General features: G+C 48.5%; 19 protein-coding genes. 3 read left to right on the top strand and 16 right to left on the bottom strand.

The genetic code is table 11. The features are described 5' to 3' along the window. Positions 1 to 10 precede the first annotated feature (10 nt). Both hpf and AVZ68_RS04625 read right to left on the bottom strand, forming a co-directional pair. A complete protein-coding gene (hpf, locus tag AVZ68_RS04620; RefSeq protein WP_059103359.1) occupies positions 11 to 571 on the bottom strand; it encodes a ribosome hibernation-promoting factor, HPF/YfiA family in 561 nt (186 codons plus the stop codon). A 171-nt stretch (positions 572 to 742) separates the two neighbouring features. After that, positions 743 to 940 carry a cold shock domain-containing protein gene (locus tag AVZ68_RS04625; protein ID WP_059103360.1) on the bottom strand — a complete coding sequence of 66 codons (198 nt, stop codon included), beginning with the start codon at positions 938 to 940 and terminating at the stop codon, positions 743 to 745. Between the two features lie 554 nt (positions 941 to 1,494). Here AVZ68_RS04625 and AVZ68_RS04630 point away from each other — a divergent pair. After that, positions 1,495 to 2,394 (top strand): DUF6612 family protein, encoded by a 900-nt coding sequence (locus AVZ68_RS04630; protein WP_059103361.1) that lies wholly within the window; start codon positions 1,495 to 1,497, stop codon positions 2,392 to 2,394. A 58-nt stretch (positions 2,395 to 2,452) separates the two neighbouring features. On the opposite strand, the gene fliT is transcribed toward AVZ68_RS04630, so the two are convergent. From fliT to AVZ68_RS04695, 13 genes are all read right to left on the bottom strand, one after another. Further along, positions 2,453 to 2,773 carry a flagellar protein FliT gene (fliT, locus tag AVZ68_RS04635; RefSeq protein ID WP_059103362.1) on the bottom strand — a complete coding sequence of 107 codons (321 nt, stop codon included), beginning with the start codon at positions 2,771 to 2,773 and terminating at the stop codon, positions 2,453 to 2,455. A 23-nt stretch (positions 2,774 to 2,796) separates the two neighbouring features. Then, positions 2,797 to 3,198 (bottom strand): flagellar export chaperone FliS, encoded by a 402-nt coding sequence (gene fliS, locus AVZ68_RS04640; RefSeq protein ID WP_059103405.1) that lies wholly within the window; start codon positions 3,196 to 3,198, stop codon positions 2,797 to 2,799. Between the two features lie 17 nt (positions 3,199 to 3,215). Beyond that, positions 3,216 to 5,183 carry a flagellar filament capping protein FliD gene (fliD, locus tag AVZ68_RS04645; protein WP_059103363.1) on the bottom strand — a complete coding sequence of 656 codons (1,968 nt, stop codon included), beginning with the start codon at positions 5,181 to 5,183 and terminating at the stop codon, positions 3,216 to 3,218. Between the two features lie 91 nt (positions 5,184 to 5,274). Continuing rightward, the gene (gene flgL, locus AVZ68_RS04650; RefSeq protein ID WP_059103364.1) at positions 5,275 to 6,147 is read right to left on the bottom strand and encodes a flagellar hook-associated protein FlgL; all 873 of its coding nucleotides are present in this window, start codon (positions 6,145 to 6,147) and stop codon (positions 5,275 to 5,277) included. Between the two features lie 18 nt (positions 6,148 to 6,165). Then, complete coding sequence (gene flgK / locus AVZ68_RS04655; RefSeq protein ID WP_059103365.1) at positions 6,166 to 7,614, bottom strand: flagellar hook-associated protein FlgK; 1,449 nt, start codon at positions 7,612 to 7,614, stop codon at positions 6,166 to 6,168. A gap of 17 nt (positions 7,615 to 7,631) precedes the next feature. Beyond that, positions 7,632 to 8,099 (bottom strand): flagellar protein FlgN, encoded by a 468-nt coding sequence (locus AVZ68_RS04660; RefSeq protein ID WP_059103366.1) that lies wholly within the window; start codon positions 8,097 to 8,099, stop codon positions 7,632 to 7,634. A gap of 4 nt (positions 8,100 to 8,103) precedes the next feature. Then, positions 8,104 to 8,379, bottom strand: coding sequence for a flagellar biosynthesis anti-sigma factor FlgM (flgM, locus tag AVZ68_RS04665; protein ID WP_059103367.1), 276 nt, complete (start codon positions 8,377 to 8,379; stop codon positions 8,104 to 8,106). A 45-nt stretch (positions 8,380 to 8,424) separates the two neighbouring features. Further along, positions 8,425 to 8,871, bottom strand: coding sequence for a TIGR03826 family flagellar region protein (locus AVZ68_RS04670; RefSeq protein WP_059103368.1), 447 nt, complete (start codon positions 8,869 to 8,871; stop codon positions 8,425 to 8,427). Between the two features lie 49 nt (positions 8,872 to 8,920). Further along, positions 8,921 to 9,634, bottom strand: coding sequence for a ComFC family protein (locus AVZ68_RS04675; RefSeq protein ID WP_059103369.1), 714 nt, complete (start codon positions 9,632 to 9,634; stop codon positions 8,921 to 8,923). Continuing rightward, positions 9,631 to 11,016 carry a DEAD/DEAH box helicase family protein gene (locus AVZ68_RS04680; protein WP_082676304.1) on the bottom strand — a complete coding sequence of 462 codons (1,386 nt, stop codon included), beginning with the start codon at positions 11,014 to 11,016 and terminating at the stop codon, positions 9,631 to 9,633. The genes AVZ68_RS04675 and AVZ68_RS04680 overlap by 4 nt, the downstream gene beginning before the upstream one ends. A 39-nt stretch (positions 11,017 to 11,055) precedes the next feature. Next, positions 11,056 to 11,901, bottom strand: coding sequence for a DegV family protein (locus AVZ68_RS04685; RefSeq protein WP_059103371.1), 846 nt, complete (start codon positions 11,899 to 11,901; stop codon positions 11,056 to 11,058). A gap of 135 nt (positions 11,902 to 12,036) precedes the next feature. Next, positions 12,037 to 12,744, bottom strand: a complete 708-nt coding sequence (locus AVZ68_RS04690) for a response regulator transcription factor (RefSeq protein WP_059103372.1) — start codon at positions 12,742 to 12,744, stop codon at positions 12,037 to 12,039. Positions 12,745 to 12,796: 52 nt separating this feature from the next. After that, positions 12,797 to 13,948, bottom strand: coding sequence for a sensor histidine kinase (locus AVZ68_RS04695; protein ID WP_059103373.1), 1,152 nt, complete (start codon positions 13,946 to 13,948; stop codon positions 12,797 to 12,799). Between the two features lie 458 nt (positions 13,949 to 14,406). On the opposite strand from AVZ68_RS04695, the gene AVZ68_RS04700 reads away from it, so the two are divergent. After that, on the top strand, positions 14,407 to 15,042 hold the full coding sequence (locus AVZ68_RS04700; RefSeq protein ID WP_059103374.1) for a YigZ family protein: 636 nt from the start codon (positions 14,407 to 14,409) through the stop codon (positions 15,040 to 15,042). Here the strand turns inward: AVZ68_RS04700 and pcp are convergent. Further along, complete coding sequence (gene pcp / locus AVZ68_RS04705) at positions 15,039 to 15,641, bottom strand: pyroglutamyl-peptidase I (protein ID WP_059103375.1); 603 nt, start codon at positions 15,639 to 15,641, stop codon at positions 15,039 to 15,041. The genes AVZ68_RS04700 and pcp overlap by 4 nt on opposite strands. Positions 15,642 to 15,693: 52 nt before the next feature. On the opposite strand from pcp, the gene AVZ68_RS04710 reads away from it, so the two are divergent. After that, complete coding sequence (locus tag AVZ68_RS04710; protein ID WP_245628055.1) at positions 15,694 to 16,296, top strand: trimeric intracellular cation channel family protein; 603 nt, start codon at positions 15,694 to 15,696, stop codon at positions 16,294 to 16,296. The last annotated feature ends 74 nt before the right edge of the window (positions 16,297 to 16,370 follow it).

The following is a 16,370-nucleotide window of genomic DNA, read 5'->3' on the forward strand; positions in this document are numbered from 1 at the left end:
AACTCTTCGCTTAGGCTTCAGATTCAATCAGCCCGTATTTCCCGTCTTTCCGACGATAGACAACATTGGTACTGCCGCTTTCAGCATCGGAGAAGACAAAGAAACTATGTCCAAGCATATCCATTTGCAAGATGGCTTCTTCAGCATCCATCGGCTTTAAGTTAAAACGCTTCGTACGTACCACATCCAGATCGTCCGAATCCTCTTCTTCCGATCCGTCACTGAGCGATTCTAGCTCATTTTTAAACATATATTTCAAGCTTCCTTCTTGACGAAACTTGCGGTTCACTTTCGTTTTGTGTTTGCGAATTTGCCGCTCTAACTTTTCTACAACGATGTCAATCGCTGCGTACATATCCGCATTGGTTTCTTCCCCACGTAGGAGCAGCTTCGGCATCGGAATGGTTACTTCGATACTGGACTCGCTGTTACCAAGAATTTGTAGCTTTACGTTTACATCCGCTATTGGGGTCGTGTCAAAATATCTTTCGAGCTTGCCAACCTTTTTCTCGACATATTCTCGTATTGCTGGAGTTACTTCAATGTTTTCGCCACGAATATTATAATGCATTAAGAACTCCTCCTTTTCTACCCTACTTATTCTACAATACCCTGGTCAAATCCTTTTTAAACCACGAAATGAAAAAGCCCCTCATTTAGTGAAAAACGCAAAAAACCCACCTCAAGAAACTTGAGATGGGATCATAATTAGCTATTATTCAAATCCAATCAGGAATGTGAATTAAAGCTTAACTACGTTGGCTGCTTGCGGTCCACGCGCGCCTTCAACGATTTCGAATTCTACGTCTTGACCTTCGTCAAGCGTTTTGAATCCTTCAGCGTTGATTGCAGAGAAGTGTACGAATACGTCGTCTCCATCTTCACGCTCGATAAAACCGAAACCTTTTTCTGCATTAAACCATTTTACTTTTCCTTGCATGCTTCACATTCCCTTCGTTACTGAAAATTCATTGTGGTGCTTTTTCCACAGTTTTTACTATAACAGCGAAGTTCTGCAAAGTCAAACCCTTATTCTTCATACATTTGAAAGAATGTTGTCTGATTTTGTCGAAGGAGATACGCTACTTTTGAGAGCGCTTTCCATAACAAGGCGTTTTAGCCCCGAAATACCGACCAAATATACGCAAAATGTGTCGAATTTTTTTGGTGTTTTTGAGGTTATTTAACGATGAATCAAAAAGCGCAGGCGGGGTGCTCAGGAGCGAGAATTTTGGAGACCTGACCAAAAGAAAATCCCGATCTTGAATTTCGTTGTCAGCACGAAAGATCTAGACGCTCCTACCCGCCGGAGCAAGACGAGGGGCATTCAAGTGAAGCACAACCATAGGCTTCTCTGTCTCCGCTGGTTAGTTCTATTTTCCTATTTCTATTACCGAATAGCTTTGTTACAATGAAAGACATCCTTTGTAATGAAAATGTAACATAACTTTTTTCTTCTTTTTGGAACAGCTTTAATTTAGGAGTGGAACATACATGAAAAAAACGAGCTGGCTCTTCTTTGGTTTGGCTTCCGTTTTTATTCTTGCGGCATGCACGTCCAGTTCATCAGAGAATCTCGACGAATTACACTCTCCCCATTCCGTAGACGAGGTAGAGTCTGCCGATTTGAACTCAGAAAACCTCTCTGCAGCTGATGTGATCCAGCAGTCGCTGGAAGTAGATGAGAAGATAACGAGCTTCTCAGCAAAAGTGCAAATGAAGGAATTTGCCTTTGATCAACGAGGAGACCCTATTTATGATGATTCATATAGCAATCGAGAGGTCGAGGGACGCCTCAGTTACCAAGAAAATCCGTCGATGCTCTCTACCAACTTTGTCACCACCCCATTGGGCAGTGACACCATTCAAGAGGAACATGTGGGCTATCTAACGGAGGACGGTTTTTATTCATACACCGAAGAAGACGGCTGGACCGTGTCGGACCCGGCACTGACTTCGGCATCCAAACATGCGAATCCCCTTGGGCTGACCCCTGACCAGCAGCTCTCTTTGTTACTAAGCGCCAAGGACTATTTAACGCTCGGTGAGGAAGAGGATATCTATACCATTTCCATTGAAGCGAATAGCGAGGATCTTAAAAAAATTGCAAAACATCTCGAAATGCTTGGCATAAAGCTTTTCGACATCGTGGGAGGAAATACGGATGAATACTCAGTCGCCCAGCTGGATTACATGCTCTTCATCAACAAGGAAACATTCTTGCTAGAAGGAACGAACTCCGCCATTGAGGTGGATGTGAACCAAGAGGATGATGATCCGGTTACCTTACGCCAAGAACTCTCCCTTGTGATGACGGATTACAATCATGAAACGAGCATTCAGCTGCCAGAGGAAGCAAAAGAGACCGCCTTGCAACAGGAAGACCAGAATTAGCTCATGAGACATTGTCTCATGAGCTTCCTTTTCGTACTAAACAGTGCATACTCCCTTATCATACGCCTCTCTTATCCACATAAATACCATCCGTTATTTGCGAAAAAGAATAGCGTTGATTCGATTTTCGTCGCAGGGAGAGTTCTTGAATGTCACGCTTGATCAGCGCCTGAATCGAGGTGAGTTCCTGCCTGAGCTCGTTGTCCAGTAGCAGCAACTCCCGGACCGCCTTTTCTTCACTGCTCATTTCCGGTGTGAGCGTCTTTAGCACCGCCTCTCTTTCCCCAAGCAAATCTCGCGCGGCCGCTAGAAACGTCTCTCGCTCATCATCAGAGGTTGGCAGTCCTGTGCGCAAAGATTCAAGAAGCCTGCGGGTCACTCTGTGCGCCTCCTCCATCCTTGTCATTCGTGGCCCCCGCCTGCGCTGTATCGGTTTTGTCTATCACGCTGTATCACTTGCTTCCACGTATCACGAAACTCGGTGACATACAGGATGGCCTCATCAAGCGCTTGTTCATCTTGCTTGACGTTTGCTTCAATCAGCTGATGCAAAATGTACTCATACATTCGTAGCATCTCTCCCGCGATGTGTGCGTCCTGCTTCAGCGTCACCATGAGTTCACGGATGATCGTCTCCGCTTTCCCAATATGGAGATGCCTTGCTTCAATATCCTTTGCTTCCAGCGCCCGTTTGGCCTGCTTAAGTTGCGTTAGACAGCCATTGTAGAGCATAAGCGTTAACTCACCTGGCGAGGCTGTTTGGATGGACTGCTGTTTATAAGCCGCTTGTTTAAATGCTCCCACTTCCACGATTCCCCCTTCTAAAGGCCTGCATAGAGTAAGTTATACAACGATTCACTTTGCTGATTCGCCCTCTGCATCGCTTGTTCCATCGCTGTAAATTGACGCCAATAGCGGGCTTCCTTTTGTTCTAGTTGTCGTTCAAAGTTGGAAATGCGGTCGTCCACCGAGCTTGTCTCTCGCCCCAAGGTAAATTGATGATTTTGATGAAATCCTTCCGACCCTCCGGCACGCCGCGCAATCGCGCTCATTCCCTGCTGCAAGTCATCACGCATCCGGCGAGCAATTCCTTTTTCAGCGCTTGTCGACCCGTCCCCGCTAAACAGGGTGTAAACACCGTCTACATCTTCCTCAATCGCTGCTCGAAGCTGATCTTCATCGATCACAAGTTTTCCACCTTCATTGTAGTCACGTGAGGTCGTGATCCCTATTTGCGAAAGGTGAGTAAACGTTCCGTCCCCAAGCACATTCGTGTAGAGTCCCTGGCGCATTCGTTCCAACTGCCCGCGCAGCATGGCATCATTCCGTAGCATTCCGCTTTGGGCCCTCTCATCCCAGCGCTTAGCTTCCGTTTCTGAGAGCGCGTCCCTTTCTTCATCTGTCAACGGATCGAAATCGCGGTAATAGGTTTCCCCAAGTCGTCCATGAACCAGTTCAAGCATTTCATTGTATTCATCCACGAACCCTTTGATCGTATCAAAAACCGAATCCGTATCCACAGACGCACTCAGCGTAACGGGCCCCCCCGATACATCCTTTAATGTAATCGACATGCCACTGATTGAAAACGAATTGGACCGGCGCTCTGTTTCAATGCCGTTCAACTTAAATTGGGCATTCTGACCAGCTGTTACGTTATTGTTTAAGCCAAAGACTCCAGCAAACAGGTCCCCTGAAAACGATAACTGTGAGGAGGTGTCACCTTCCACACCTGGAAATGCACCCGTCTCCTTGCGGGTCACTACGAGCTTTTGGCTAAAATCATCAAAAAAGACGTTGACCCCAGCATCAGAATCTCTCATCGTCCGCATCACTGTTGCTAACGAATCGGTAGAGCGGAAGAAAAAGGAGCTCTCGTCTTCCTTCCCATCGGCGTTCACGCTACGAACCGAAGACTTGGTGTATTCTGTTTGATCCGTATAACGGTAGGTCACGGGCCCTTCCAGCTCAACGCCTGTATGGATGGTCAGTTTGCCGTCGCTATAATCAAAACTATCCGTGGATACTTCTTCTCCGTTGGCGTAGAGTTTAATGTTTTCCAACCCTTGAGCCAGCTGAATTTCACGAACGCCATCCTCATCCGGCTCTGGAATGTTGACGCTTCTTTGTGCGTATTCATTCAAGTACGTCACCTCAACGGAAGCGCCTTCCGCTACCGCACCCTGTTTGAATTGCACCTTTCCCTCTTCGGTGATGAGCACTTGATCATCGTTCAAATCCCCAGTAGCTGTCACTACCTCATAGGTTTTTCCATCCACTTTAACAACTGCCTGATCAATGGACGTAAGTGCTTCATGGTTCAAGTAAAAAGCTCCGTCATTATCCACCTGGTGGGTTTCTTTGTGCAGGCTGCCTTTCACCCAGTTCATATCACCGGAGAGTTCTTTTAATGAGGAAGATTCGTTTACGCCTCCACCTTTCTCAGCGGTCAGTGGATCCCCTTCAGCCGTCGCCGCTGTCGCTAACTGGTTTACCTTGTTTAGCGTAAAGGAGGTATTCCCCACATTGGAAGACGCTGTAGCTGAGGCAATGCTTGGGTTCGAGGAATTCACACTCCGCTTTTGCATCTGTGAGCTTCGCATCACCGTGTCAAAGATGTTGGAGTGAAAAGCTCTCATTTTAATATTAATTTCCCGGTAAGCATCCATCTTCCAACCAATTTCCGTTCGCTGCTTCTCTAGTTTGTTCACAGGCATTCGTTCTGCCCGCATCAGGTCTTTCATCATTTGATCAATGTCAAGACCCGAAGACATCCCCGATAGCCGCATCGATATCATCCTTTCACTCGAATTAGAGGAGCTTGTCCTCATAAGCATCGACCATGCCCGCGTTTTGGTTTACCCTTTACATATCCTACGCTTAACGCAAGAAATCAAGCAGTGACGGTTGAATGATCCTTGCACTCGAGGCCAGTGCCGCGGAATGAACCGTTTCAGCCACCAGTAAATTCATCACGGTTTCTTCAAAGTCAATATCTTCATTTTCGGACTTGCGGCCTTTGAGCAAGAACTCCTGTTGGGCTAGGCGATTTTCGACCATATCCACCCGACTCATCCGCGCTCCAACCTCGGCATGCACATCAATCGCCGAATTTAAATAGCCCTCGACCTCTCCAAGAAACGAGGAAAGCTCATCAGAAGTGACCTCAGGATTCCCGAGAGCATCGATAAACCTCTGCATATCGTCAAACAATTCTTGGGAGAATAGATTCCCGGCCTGCGCGTTCACTTGGATAAAAACCCCTTTTTGCAACTCAAGCTCCACCGTTTGGCTATTGATGGACACGTCTCCATCGGTGACAGGCTTGTTCGTCGTGTCCGCCCCGTTGAAAATGTATTTGCCGTTCACGTTCGTATTCGCGAGCGTGAGTAAATGTTCGCGCAGTTCGTGCACTTCTCTGGCGACGCTGTTCCGTTCTTCCTCGCTGTACGTATCGTTAGCCGCCTGAACTGCTAGCTCACGGACTCGGCTTAGTACGTCCGTTGTTTCGGTGAGCGCCGCGTCCGACTGATCAAGCCAACTGTGCGCTTCCCCCATATTCCGTTTGAACTGGTTTATTTGGGCTAAGCTTTCACGATGCTGTAACGACTTCGTGGCAATGACCGGATCTTGCGAGAAACGACTAATCTTCTTCTGCGTCGAGAGCTGTTCATTCAGCTCTCCAAGCCGTGCATAGCTCTGAGTCGTCTGACGAAGCGCATTAAACGTCATCATTCCTTGTGTTACGCGCATGATTGCTGGCTCCCTCCCTTACCTTCCTACGACACCCATGCCGTTAATGATTCGATCAAGCATTTCATCCATCGCCGTCAACGCTCGGGCAGCGGCGTTATACGAATGTTGATACTGAACGAGCATCGTCAACTCTTCATCAAGCGAAACCGAGCTCACAGACATTCGGTTCGTCTCAATATTGGCGATTCGCATTGTCGAGGCTTCGAGGTTCTGCCTGGAAGAAGCCGTCCTCACCCCAAGCTCCTCCATGTAATCTCGGTAAGCTCCGCCGATAGTTGCGTGATCCCTTAATTCAGCCATGCGCTGGGCATTCGTGACATCGCCAGCGATTTCCCCACTCGAAGCGCCTATTTGAGCCAAGTCAGACTCGATTCTCTCGTGTACGTTTATCGAGGTAGCGGCAACGTCCCCATCAATTACAAAGAAATCACCGGCTTGAACACCATCCTTTGTGAACCCCAGCCGGTGGATTTCGTTGACCTCTTGAACAAAGGCCCCCGCAATCTCATCCACTTTTTGCAAGGCTTCCTCAAAAACCTTGTGCGACTCCGCCAGTCCGGCCAACTCGCCCCTTCCTAGATCAACGGGCTCGCCACCTTCAAAGCTCCAACTAAACCCTCCATTTGCGTCATCCTTAGACAGTGATAGCTGCCTTGGCTCCTCGCCACTCGCATAGACCAACGTCAGATCTTGCTCTGACTGGTTGGACTGCTTTAATGCAATCTCGTAAACACCCTCCGCATTCCCTTTGGCTTGCCCGGACAGCGTTTGGCGTTCGACAGTAATGTCCATCATGCCAGACAGCTGATCCACCAGTTGGTCTTGGGCATCGTATAGATCATTCGGCAAATGGCCACTTGCCTCTGCTTGCGCAATTCGCTGATTGTTTTGAGCGATCTGTTCGAGCAGGGTATTGACCTGTTTCATCTGTGTGGCTGCCTCTCGCTCCAGCCCTTCCTTTTCTTCTGTGATCGATGTATGTAGATGCGCAAATGTATCGCTCACACTTTTTGCCTGTTCCCTCAGGACCGCTCGGTTTTCTTGACCCGCACCGAGCTCCGCCCAGCTGTTCCAAAAAGCGGAAAGCTGACTTGACAAGGTGCCTGTTGGCATTCCCCCGTCATTGCTAGGCGCCTCATTAAAGATGTCCTCCAACCTCTCAAGCGCCTGTGTCTGCATGTAATAAAAACCCTCATTTTTTGATTCTGTCCGGAACTGCTTATCCAAGAATTGATCGCGGACACGTTGGACACTTCCGAGTTCCACACCCGTTCCAAGGCGACCGTTGATGGTTGTCTGTTGTGTTCCCGCACTTGGAAATCCGCCGGTTGCCTGGAGGTTCACGCGCTGTCTTGAATACCCGGGAGTTCCCGCATTGGCGATGTTATGACCGACCGTCTGCAAAGCGGCACGGTTCGTCCCAACAGCTCGACGCATCGTTTCCAAGCCAAAAAAAGTCGACATCTTTCCTTCCCCCTTTCTTACGCTTTGGAATCAAAAATGGAGCGACCTTGACTTGTTCCTTTATCTAAGTGCGACGCCTTCTTGGTGTAGCGTGTGTCTTCCTCGCTCGGCCTAAGAACTTGCAGCGACGCCTGAACGTACGACAAGGAATCTTGTATTAACTGCTGATTGACCCCATTCACCTGCTTCACCTTCTCTATGGTGGCCCGTAGCTTTTCGTGAGCTTCTTGCAGCTCTGTGTTGTCCGGATCATCGCTTGTGGCTAGCCATTCCGAGAAGGTACGATTCGCTCCCATAGTGATCGACTCGAGTCGCGCTTTCAGCTGCTTTTCAAAAAAACGCACCTTCGCCACAAGGGAGGTCTCCTGACGCGTCGTCGTATCCAGTGCAGCCATATCTTGCTGCAAAAGGCTGTTTTGCTTTTCGTAAGCAGAAGAAAGCAGCTCCTCATGTATCTGCGTCAGCTGATCAAGCGTTTCCTTCATCTCGTTATTTCCCTCCCTTTTTCCAGTAATCATAAAGCGCGCCGGCCGTTCTTTGAGAATGGATTTCATACTCTCCGCTTTCAATTTGCTGCTTCAACGCTTCGATTCGACTTGAACGCGCGTTTCCTTCCTGATGATTCACATGCATGGCTCTTGCGTCCGCCGATATTTCCAAATGATCTTGTTTTGCAACGGCCTTCACTTCTGTTGTACGCTGCTGCTGTTCCATTTGTTTTTTATAAGAAAGTGCTTGGAATGATCCGGTTTCATTAATTTTCATTATCCGTCACCTGCCTCACCTTAGTTATCGACGGCTCGCCGCCGTTTATTGATGGTCATTTTGACCCAAAATTCTTTTAAGCCTATAGTCAGGAGGACGTTCTACGTTTGGTTCATCGAACGGGTGCTGCTTGCGTTGAACTTGCTGCTCTCGGTCGGCTTTTGCCAACCCTTTTTTCAGCTGACTGATGCACGCTGAACAAATCCGTCCTCCCTGCGTTGTTTCTCCGCATCTTTCACAAGGGACTTTAAGATGAGGAAAATGCTGAAGCAGCAGCCTGCCTTTGCGGATAAACTGCTGAATGATTTTCACAGGGACCTCGGTTTCTTGATGGATCTCCTCAAGCGACGCTGCGCGGTTTTCCTTTTTGCTAAGGAATCGGTCAATCGCCTTGAACCACGCTTCTTCCTCCTTGTAACAATCCTGACAAATCGTTTGAATCGTTTTCACATAGACCTTTCCGCATCGACCACAGTTTGCTAACTCTCCCATGCTATCACCTTTTAGTTGTTATCATTTTAACAAAACGACACCGCTTCCTCTACGACCGGGCGATCGTTAAGGATGAAACCGAACGCGCACCGCTGTTTTTTAAAACGGTGGCCGCTTGTCTGACGGTAGTCCCTGTTGTATATATATCGTCGACAAGCAGGACATCCTGAAGCGTTAATTGGCTGATTTCCGCTGGCGCGCAATAAAACGGAGGATGATTCACATGTGAAATTCGCTCCTTCCTCCCTTTTTTGCTCTGCTTCTCCCGCTCTTCTCTATATAAAAGTTTCGGGTCCACCGCCCATCCTTCCAGCAAGAGTTCAGCCTGATTAAAGCCTCTTTCAGCAAGGCGGCTGGGGCTAAGAGGAATGGGAACAACGAGACAGGCGTCAAACCATCGGTGATAAACGGTTTCCAATTCCTTTGAGAAGAAGACGCTCATCTTTGCATCGCCGCTAAACTTATAGCTGGTGATCATTTCTTTCACAAGCGATTGATACGCAAAGAGAGAGTAATTCGCTTTTAAGACGTCTTCTCCTAACCGCTTCTCCCAGCGAATACAGTCATAACAAACCCCTTCTCTCGCTCGTACAACCTGATCCCCTTCAAGGCTTCTATGACAACGAAGGCAGCCTCTTTCTCCCAAGCGAACGAGCTTCTCTGAACAGTTGAGGCAAAGTCCCTTGTGCTCTGAGAGGCCAAACAGACTCTTCCAGCTATACGGCTGCCAGAAACTTTCTCCGCAGACCAGACAAAGATTCATTCACGATTCCCTCCTTCTTCATTCATCGCTCGTATGTGGCGGAGGGCGTCCTTCATCGCCTGTGTCCTTCCGAAATGGAAGAAGACGATCTCTCCTGTTGGACAACTTGAGCTGCGCCCAACGCGACCACTGATTTGCACGAGAGCGGCTTCGGTAAACATATCGTCTTCGGCACCGAGGACGGCTACTTGCAAGTTGGCAATCGTGACCCCTCGTTCCAGAATCGTTGTGGTGAGAATAAGCGAACATTCCTGCTTGCGAAACGCCGCAATGGCGGGATGACGATCGGTAGCTTCAGCGTGAACCGCCTTGTGTGAGATGCCTACATCTTTCAACCCGGTTGAGAGCGATTCCAATACGTGCACCGAGGGTACAAAGACCATCCGCGGAAAGGACTCGTTTTCATAAATCCAGTGCAGCAATTTCTTGGGAAGTGCCCCTCTCGCAAGTGATCGGCGCCAATTGCCACACCAGCGAAACGTTGGTTCAGGAAGTGGGTACCCGTGATAACGCACCGGAATTTTGATCGTTTGTACATCCTCCCCTAGCAATGCTTTTGACGGGGTGGCACTTAGAAGAATGCGAGTAGAAGAAGGTTTTAAGGCTGCAGTTACGGCATGTTCGAGGCTTGGATCGTAGGAAAAAGGGAAGGCGTCCACTTCGTCGATGATCGCCAAATCAAACGTTTGAAAATACCTGAGAAGTTGGTGAGTCGTGGCGATGACAAACTGGGCATGAAGCGGTTGCTGCTTTTGCCCTGCATAAAGCACGGCTTGAACAATTTGCGGAAAGGCTTGTTTGAAGCGAGGGGCGAGTTCTTTGACAACATCCGTTCTTGGCGTTGCAAGCACCACTCTCTCCCCTTTGGCAAAGGCTTGCTCTAGCGCAGGAAAGAGAATCTCCGTTTTCCCGGCCCCACAAACGGCCCAGCACAGGCATCTGCTTTTGGCTTCAACCGCCTTGACCAATGTTGCCGCTGCCTTCTGCTGATGCATCGACAGGGAGCCGTTCCAGCTGCAGGCATTTTTTAGTCCCTCGTAGACGAAAGGCGAACCGCTCCAAGAGTACAAGCTCATACAGCTCATCACTTTACCGAGCTTCAAGCAGTGACGGCAATATGCGCAGCGCTTACAACATTTCGCACACGAGTGGGAGGCAAACAGACGTTGGTCTCTGTTGTTGCAGCGCACACAGCGCCACTCTCCATGTTCACGTAGAAGAGCAGGTTCCTGCTTGATGAATTGAGCCTCTATGCCCGCCTCAAGAAGAGCGTCGGCAAAAGGAAGTTCGGAGCGGAGGAGTCTGCGACCCGCTAGACAAGAACGCAGGGAGGTAAGAGGGGGAGGGGGAGGGGGAGGGGAAGATGGAATCAATTCGTTCATCTCCTATTCAGAAAGTTGAGAGGGGGAATGTCAGCTGGATTAATACCAGCTGACACCGAGGCTTCCGGCCCCAAGATGAGTGCCAATCACAGGACCGAAATAACTGATACGAACATGTTGGTTGGGATGGCGCTCTAAAATTCTTTCTTTGAGCTCTTCAGCGCCTGAACGTCGGTTTGCATGAATCACGACCACTTCATTGACGTCGCCTTTGTTCACGTCTTCATCCAAAAGGGTTAACATTCGATTGAGGGCCTTAGTTTCCGTACGTACCTTTTCAAATGGAACGATTTCCCCGTTATCAAAGTGAAGAATCGGCTTAATTTTCAGCAGACTGCCAACAAGTGCCTGGGCTCCACTGAGACGGCCGCTACGTTTCAAATGGTTCAAGTTATCGACCATGAAGTACGCCCCCATTTGCGAGCGTATGCCCTCCAAATGGTGAACGATGGTCTCACCACCCTCTTGTTCATGCGCTAATTTCGCCGCCTCTCGTACAAAGAATCCTTGAGGGGCACAGCTAATCTTCGAATCAAACGCATAGACTTGGATGCCATCCACCATCTCTCCTGCAGAAACGACGGTTTGAAAGGTCCCGCTAATTTTTGCGGAGAGATGAATGGAAACAATCTCTTCATAGCCCTCGTTTCTGAGCGTTTCAAACAAATCCACAAAGGAGCCAATCGCAGGCTGAGAGGTGGTCGGTAACTCAAGGGAGGTGTCTTCCATCTTTTTATAAAACGTCTCTGTGGTTAAATCCACCCCCTCTTGATAGCTGTCGTTGCCAAACACGACACTTAAAGGAATCGTGTGAATGGAGAGCTGCACGCACTCTTCTTTCGAGAGATACGCTGTACTGTCCGTTACAATTGCCGTTTTTCTCATACTGCCACATCCGTTCCTCGCTTTTCCTCACACACGGCGTTTGCCGGCGCTTCTTTCCTAATGTATCGAAAATCGAGCGGGTGTTCAAGCAAATGTTGAGCGCTCTCGACATTTCCCGAGAAATAATCTCGAAATCTAGCGAACGAGCACATATCCCTTTTTAATAGACTCAACCACGGCCTGCGTTCGATCGTTCACGTTCATCTTTTGCAAAATATTGCTCACATGGTTTTTAACCGTTTTTTCGCTGATATAAAGCGATTCCCCAATGTTGCGGTTATTTTGACCATCTGTCATGAGCTGCAAAACCTCACACTCTCTTCGAGTAAGAATGTGAAGCGGCTTGCGGTATTCCACTTCACGATACCCAACAGAATCCTGATGCGCCTCGTCTTGCCTCGCCAGTCGACGATAGTCCTTAATCAAGTTATGTGTTACTTTCGGATGGATATACGCTCCACCGGAGGCGACCACTTTAACCGCCTCGACGAGAGATTCTGCATCCATTTCTTTTAGCAAATAGCCAGATGCCCCTGTTTTTAACACGTGAGAGACATAGGACTCGTCATCGTGAATCGACAAGACGAGCACTTTGACTTTTGGGAACGTCTTCACGAGTTCTTTGGTTGCTTCAACACCGCTCTGTTTCGGCATATTAATGTCCATGAGAATCACGTCCGGCTGATGCTCACGTACGAGGTCAATGGCTTCACTTCCATCTTCCCCATCAGCCACGACGGCAAACTGTTCTTCCATTGCCAAAATACGCTTCACCCCTTCGCGAAAAAGAGGGTGATCGTCGATGATAATAATACGGATTTCCTTTTTGTCGATTGCATTCATTTGTTTTCACCTCTCGAGTGACGCCTTCTTTAGCAGCCCATTGTCTACGTCACTATGTTTTGTAATTCGTTTGCATTTCTTCTTGTATTGGTAGCTGGATCATAATAGTCGTCCCATTCCTGGGCTTGGAGTGGATGCTTAATACACCGCTTAGCATGCTTACTCGTTCTTTCATGCCCATTAATCCAAAGGTGCCCTCCTGTAGACTTGACGGGTCAAACCCTTTTCCGTCGTCTCTGATCACCAGTGAAACATTGCTTGTTTTCTGTTCAATTTTGACCGATAGTTCCTTCGCGTTGGCATGCTTAATCACATTTTGAACCGCTTCTTGAACTAAGCGAAACAGGGCCACTTCAAAACGCTGAGCGAGACGTTGCTCCTGCCCAAAGTGCTTGAATACCACAGGAATCTGGTGTCGTTCTTCAATGGTTTCCAGGTACTTTCGCAGCGTGGGCACAAGTCCTAAGTCATCAAGCGCCATCGGGCGTAAATCGTAAATAATCCGGCGCACCTCAGCAAGAGAGGATTTGACCATTTTCCTGAGACTGCCAATTTCCGATAATGCCTCCTCGATGCCCCTCTCCTGATAGACGCGCTCGATAAGCTCGGAATGAAGCATCACATTCGCCATCATTTGCGCTGGTCCGTCATGAATTTCTCGGGAAAGCCTCCGTCGCTCTTCCTCCTGCGCCTCGATAATTTTAAGACCAAAAGCCTGCTTCTCTTCCGCGTCCTTGATGTATTCGCCGACTTGCTTTAAATCACTAGACAGAAAATCAAAGACAATGGACATTTGGCCGGAAAGCTGTTCGGCACGGTCAATGGTAACTTTTAAATTTCGCAAGCGCCGCTCGATATCATCTCGTCTCTCGCGGAGCTGCATTTCCTCCTGCCTGAGAACCGCAAGCTGGACTTGGAACTCGTTCGCTCGCTCGTAAGCCTGTCTTACTTCTTGATTTGTATAACGCGTAAATTCCCTGCTCACTTCCGCCAGTCGATTTCTAGAAAAGCGGGAATGCATCATCGTGCGATCCGTCTTTTCAATCACCGTTGCAACTTTTGAACGAATCTTTTTTAACTCTTTCTCCAGATCCTCAAATTCACTCCGCGAACGCTCCCCGATTTCAAAAATCTTCTCACGGCTGGTTCCCACTGAATCAAGGGTCTGCGTAATAATATGATCGAGCACTTTTGCATCTGTCATCGTCATTTCTCACCTTGTTTCACTATGACTACCGAAACACGTTCTCTAAAAGCAGAAAAGAGCATCCTTTGCTTTGCTTTACTTTTTATTCTTTTTTCCGCTATCCTTATCTTACACTATCTCCATGGGAAAAGCGTTAGAATATCTTAGAAAAAGACGATAAATCATGGGTTGGTGGACCAGACTCACTTGCGTTGGGAGGCTGGTTCCAAGCGCACGATTGCCTAGGTCGTTTTCTCTATAACACCGCCTATACTACCAAAGCTGTGTTACATCACGATAACGGATATGTGTAAAAGTGTCAAAAACACACGACAACCAGTCACAGGCTCGTGAAAAAGCTTTGTGGACTGGCTTGAGTTGTTGTAGGATTCGTGCGCTCGAAGCGACGGTGGCCGCACATCTCTGCCAACCTAAACCTATGAAATCTAGACAACTTGCGAAAGGAGTGAGCCGCATTGCTTTCAACGTATCGAACGGTGAAAAAAGAAGGGAACCATGAAATTGTGATTCAGAAATCACGCTTCATTGCCCATATCAAACGCACCGAAACGGAAGAAGAAGCGCTGCGTTTTATCGAAGCGATTAAAAAAGCGCACTGCAATGCAACTCACAATTGCTCCGCCTATTTAATCGGTGAAAACGACCTTATACAGAAAGCCAATGACGACGGGGAACCAAGTGGTACGGCTGGAGTCCCCATGCTAGAAGTACTCAAGAAAAGAGAGCTGAAAGATACAACCGTTGTTGTGACTAGATACTTCGGCGGCATAAAACTCGGAGCCGGCGGGTTAATTCGCGCTTACGGAGGAGCCGTTACGGAAGGCCTTCAAGCCATCGGCCTCGTTACGCGCACGCTCACCCAAGTGATGCACGCCACCATAGACTATACATGGCTTGGAAAAGTAGAAAATGAAATTCGGCAATCAAGCTTTCTCCTTAAAGACATTCACTACCTCGATCAAGTGGAAATGGAAGTCTATGTTCCAAGCACGGAACTAGAGAGATTCAACGCTTGGGTAACCGAATTAACGAATGGCCAAGCGACTGTAAAAGAGGGCGCGCTCACGTATTTAGAGGAAGACGCGCTTTAATCCTCAGCGAGTGAGCGGATGGCCACCCGTATGCTCTGAGTCATGTCCCTTTCCGCAAGGCTTGGCTGCGCGGAGAGGTTCATTTCGTGAGAGTAAGGAACGTGAATAAACCCAGCTGGAATCGATTTACCCTGGTTCGCTAATGCGTGAAGCACGCGATACATGAGAAAATTACAGACATAGGTTCCGGCCGTATTGGAAATCGCCGCTGGAATTTGGTGGTCCTTCATCCGATTCACTATTCTCCGAACCGGCAGCTTTGAGAAGTACGCATCGGGACCAGAGGCGACAATGGGTTCATCCTCTTTTCTGACACCATCATTATCCCGCTCACCGTCCATGACGTTGATGGCCACACGCTCGGGAGTCACCTGTGTACGGCCTGCCGCTAAACCGAGCATAATCAAAGCGGCTGGTTCGTTTTCACTGAGATCTTTAAGGACGGTGTCAGCCGCTTCACGAAACGTCACTGGAAGAACAAGTGACTTCACTTGAAATCCAGCTAGTTGCTCGCCATCCAGGGCGCTTGCGACTTGCTGTGTCGGATTCATTTGATGATTTAAAAAAGGTTCAAACCCTGTTAGTAGGACTGTCTTCATGAATTACCCTCCCTGTTTCAACTCTATCATTATTATAAATGGGGGAATCGTTTTGGACACTTGGGAAATATTCACGCTTACCGGTACACTTGCCTTCGCCTTGTCAGGTGCACTCGTCGCACTGGATGAAAAATATGACTTGTTCGGTGTCTACACCCTTGGCTTTATCACTGCATTCGGCGGTGGGATGATTCGCAATGTCGTGATCGGTCTCCCCGTTTCCGAGATTTGGGCTCAGACCACGCTATTCGTCTCGACCTTTGTTCTTATCACGCTCATTTTTGTCGTCCCGTCTTCTTGGTTTCGCCACTGGTTCCGTTGGGGGGTTTTTTTTGACGCCGTCGGGCTTTCTGCCTTTGCGATTCAGGGAGCGTTATTCGCACAAGGCGCGAATGAATCGATAGTTGCGGTGATGATGGCCGCTGTGTTAACAGGGGTCGGCGGCGGTGTCGTACGAGATGTGCTTGCGGGCAGGAAGCCGATGGTTCTGCATAGTGATATTTATGCAGGCTGGGCGCTGCTAGCCGGACTTGTCGTTGGACTCGGGCTTAACCACGCCATCTTTTTGTATGTATTGTTTGGCACCATTGTCGTGCTGCGGATGCTAACCAACCGCTACAGTTGGCGGTTGCCGGTGGTGCAGAAGGCGGGATAAGTGGGGTCTGGAGCGTGTCCTCCCCCTTTTAGACGATGAACCTACCTAAGGGTTTTCGTTCTACGGCGAAAGAT

Source organism: Shouchella shacheensis (assembly GCF_001484965.1).
GTDB classification, from domain to species: Bacteria; Bacillota; Bacilli; order Bacillales; family Bacillaceae_D; genus Shouchella; species Shouchella shacheensis.

Bases quoted from the DNA above. Each gene is read 5' to 3' on its own strand.
- hpf (WP_059103359.1), bottom strand. From the start codon at position 571: ATGCATTATAATATTCGTGGCGAAAACATTGAAGTAACTCCAGCAATA.
- AVZ68_RS04625 (WP_059103360.1), bottom strand. From the start codon at position 940: ATGCAAGGAAAAGTAAAATGGTTTAATGCAGAAAAAGGTTTCGGTTTT.
- AVZ68_RS04630 (WP_059103361.1), top strand. From the start codon at position 1,495: ATGAAAAAAACGAGCTGGCTCTTCTTTGGTTTGGCTTCCGTTTTTATT.
- fliD (WP_059103363.1), bottom strand. From the start codon at position 5,183: ATGCGGCTATCGGGGATGTCTTCGGGTCTTGACATTGATCAAATGATG.
- flgL (WP_059103364.1), bottom strand. From the start codon at position 6,147: ATGCGCGTAACACAAGGAATGATGACGTTTAATGCGCTTCGTCAGACG.
- flgK (WP_059103365.1), bottom strand. From the start codon at position 7,614: ATGTCGACTTTTTTTGGCTTGGAAACGATGCGTCGAGCTGTTGGGACG.
- AVZ68_RS04660 (WP_059103366.1), bottom strand. From the start codon at position 8,099: ATGAAGGAAACGCTTGATCAGCTGACGCAGATACATGAGGAGCTGCTT.
- flgM (WP_059103367.1), bottom strand. From the start codon at position 8,379: ATGAAAATTAATGAAACCGGATCATTCCAAGCACTTTCTTATAAAAAA.
- AVZ68_RS04670 (WP_059103368.1), bottom strand. From the start codon at position 8,871: ATGGGAGAGTTAGCAAACTGTGGTCGATGCGGAAAGGTCTATGTGAAA.
- AVZ68_RS04675 (WP_059103369.1), bottom strand. From the start codon at position 9,634: ATGAATCTTTGTCTGGTCTGCGGAGAAAGTTTCTGGCAGCCGTATAGC.
- AVZ68_RS04680 (WP_082676304.1), bottom strand. From the start codon at position 11,016: ATGAACGAATTGATTCCATCTTCCCCTCCCCCTCCCCCTCCCCCTCTT.
- AVZ68_RS04685 (WP_059103371.1), bottom strand. From the start codon at position 11,901: ATGAGAAAAACGGCAATTGTAACGGACAGTACAGCGTATCTCTCGAAA.
- AVZ68_RS04690 (WP_059103372.1), bottom strand. From the start codon at position 12,744: ATGAATGCAATCGACAAAAAGGAAATCCGTATTATTATCATCGACGAT.
- AVZ68_RS04695 (WP_059103373.1), bottom strand. From the start codon at position 13,948: ATGACAGATGCAAAAGTGCTCGATCATATTATTACGCAGACCCTTGAT.
- pcp (WP_059103375.1), bottom strand. From the start codon at position 15,641: ATGAAGACAGTCCTACTAACAGGGTTTGAACCTTTTTTAAATCATCAA.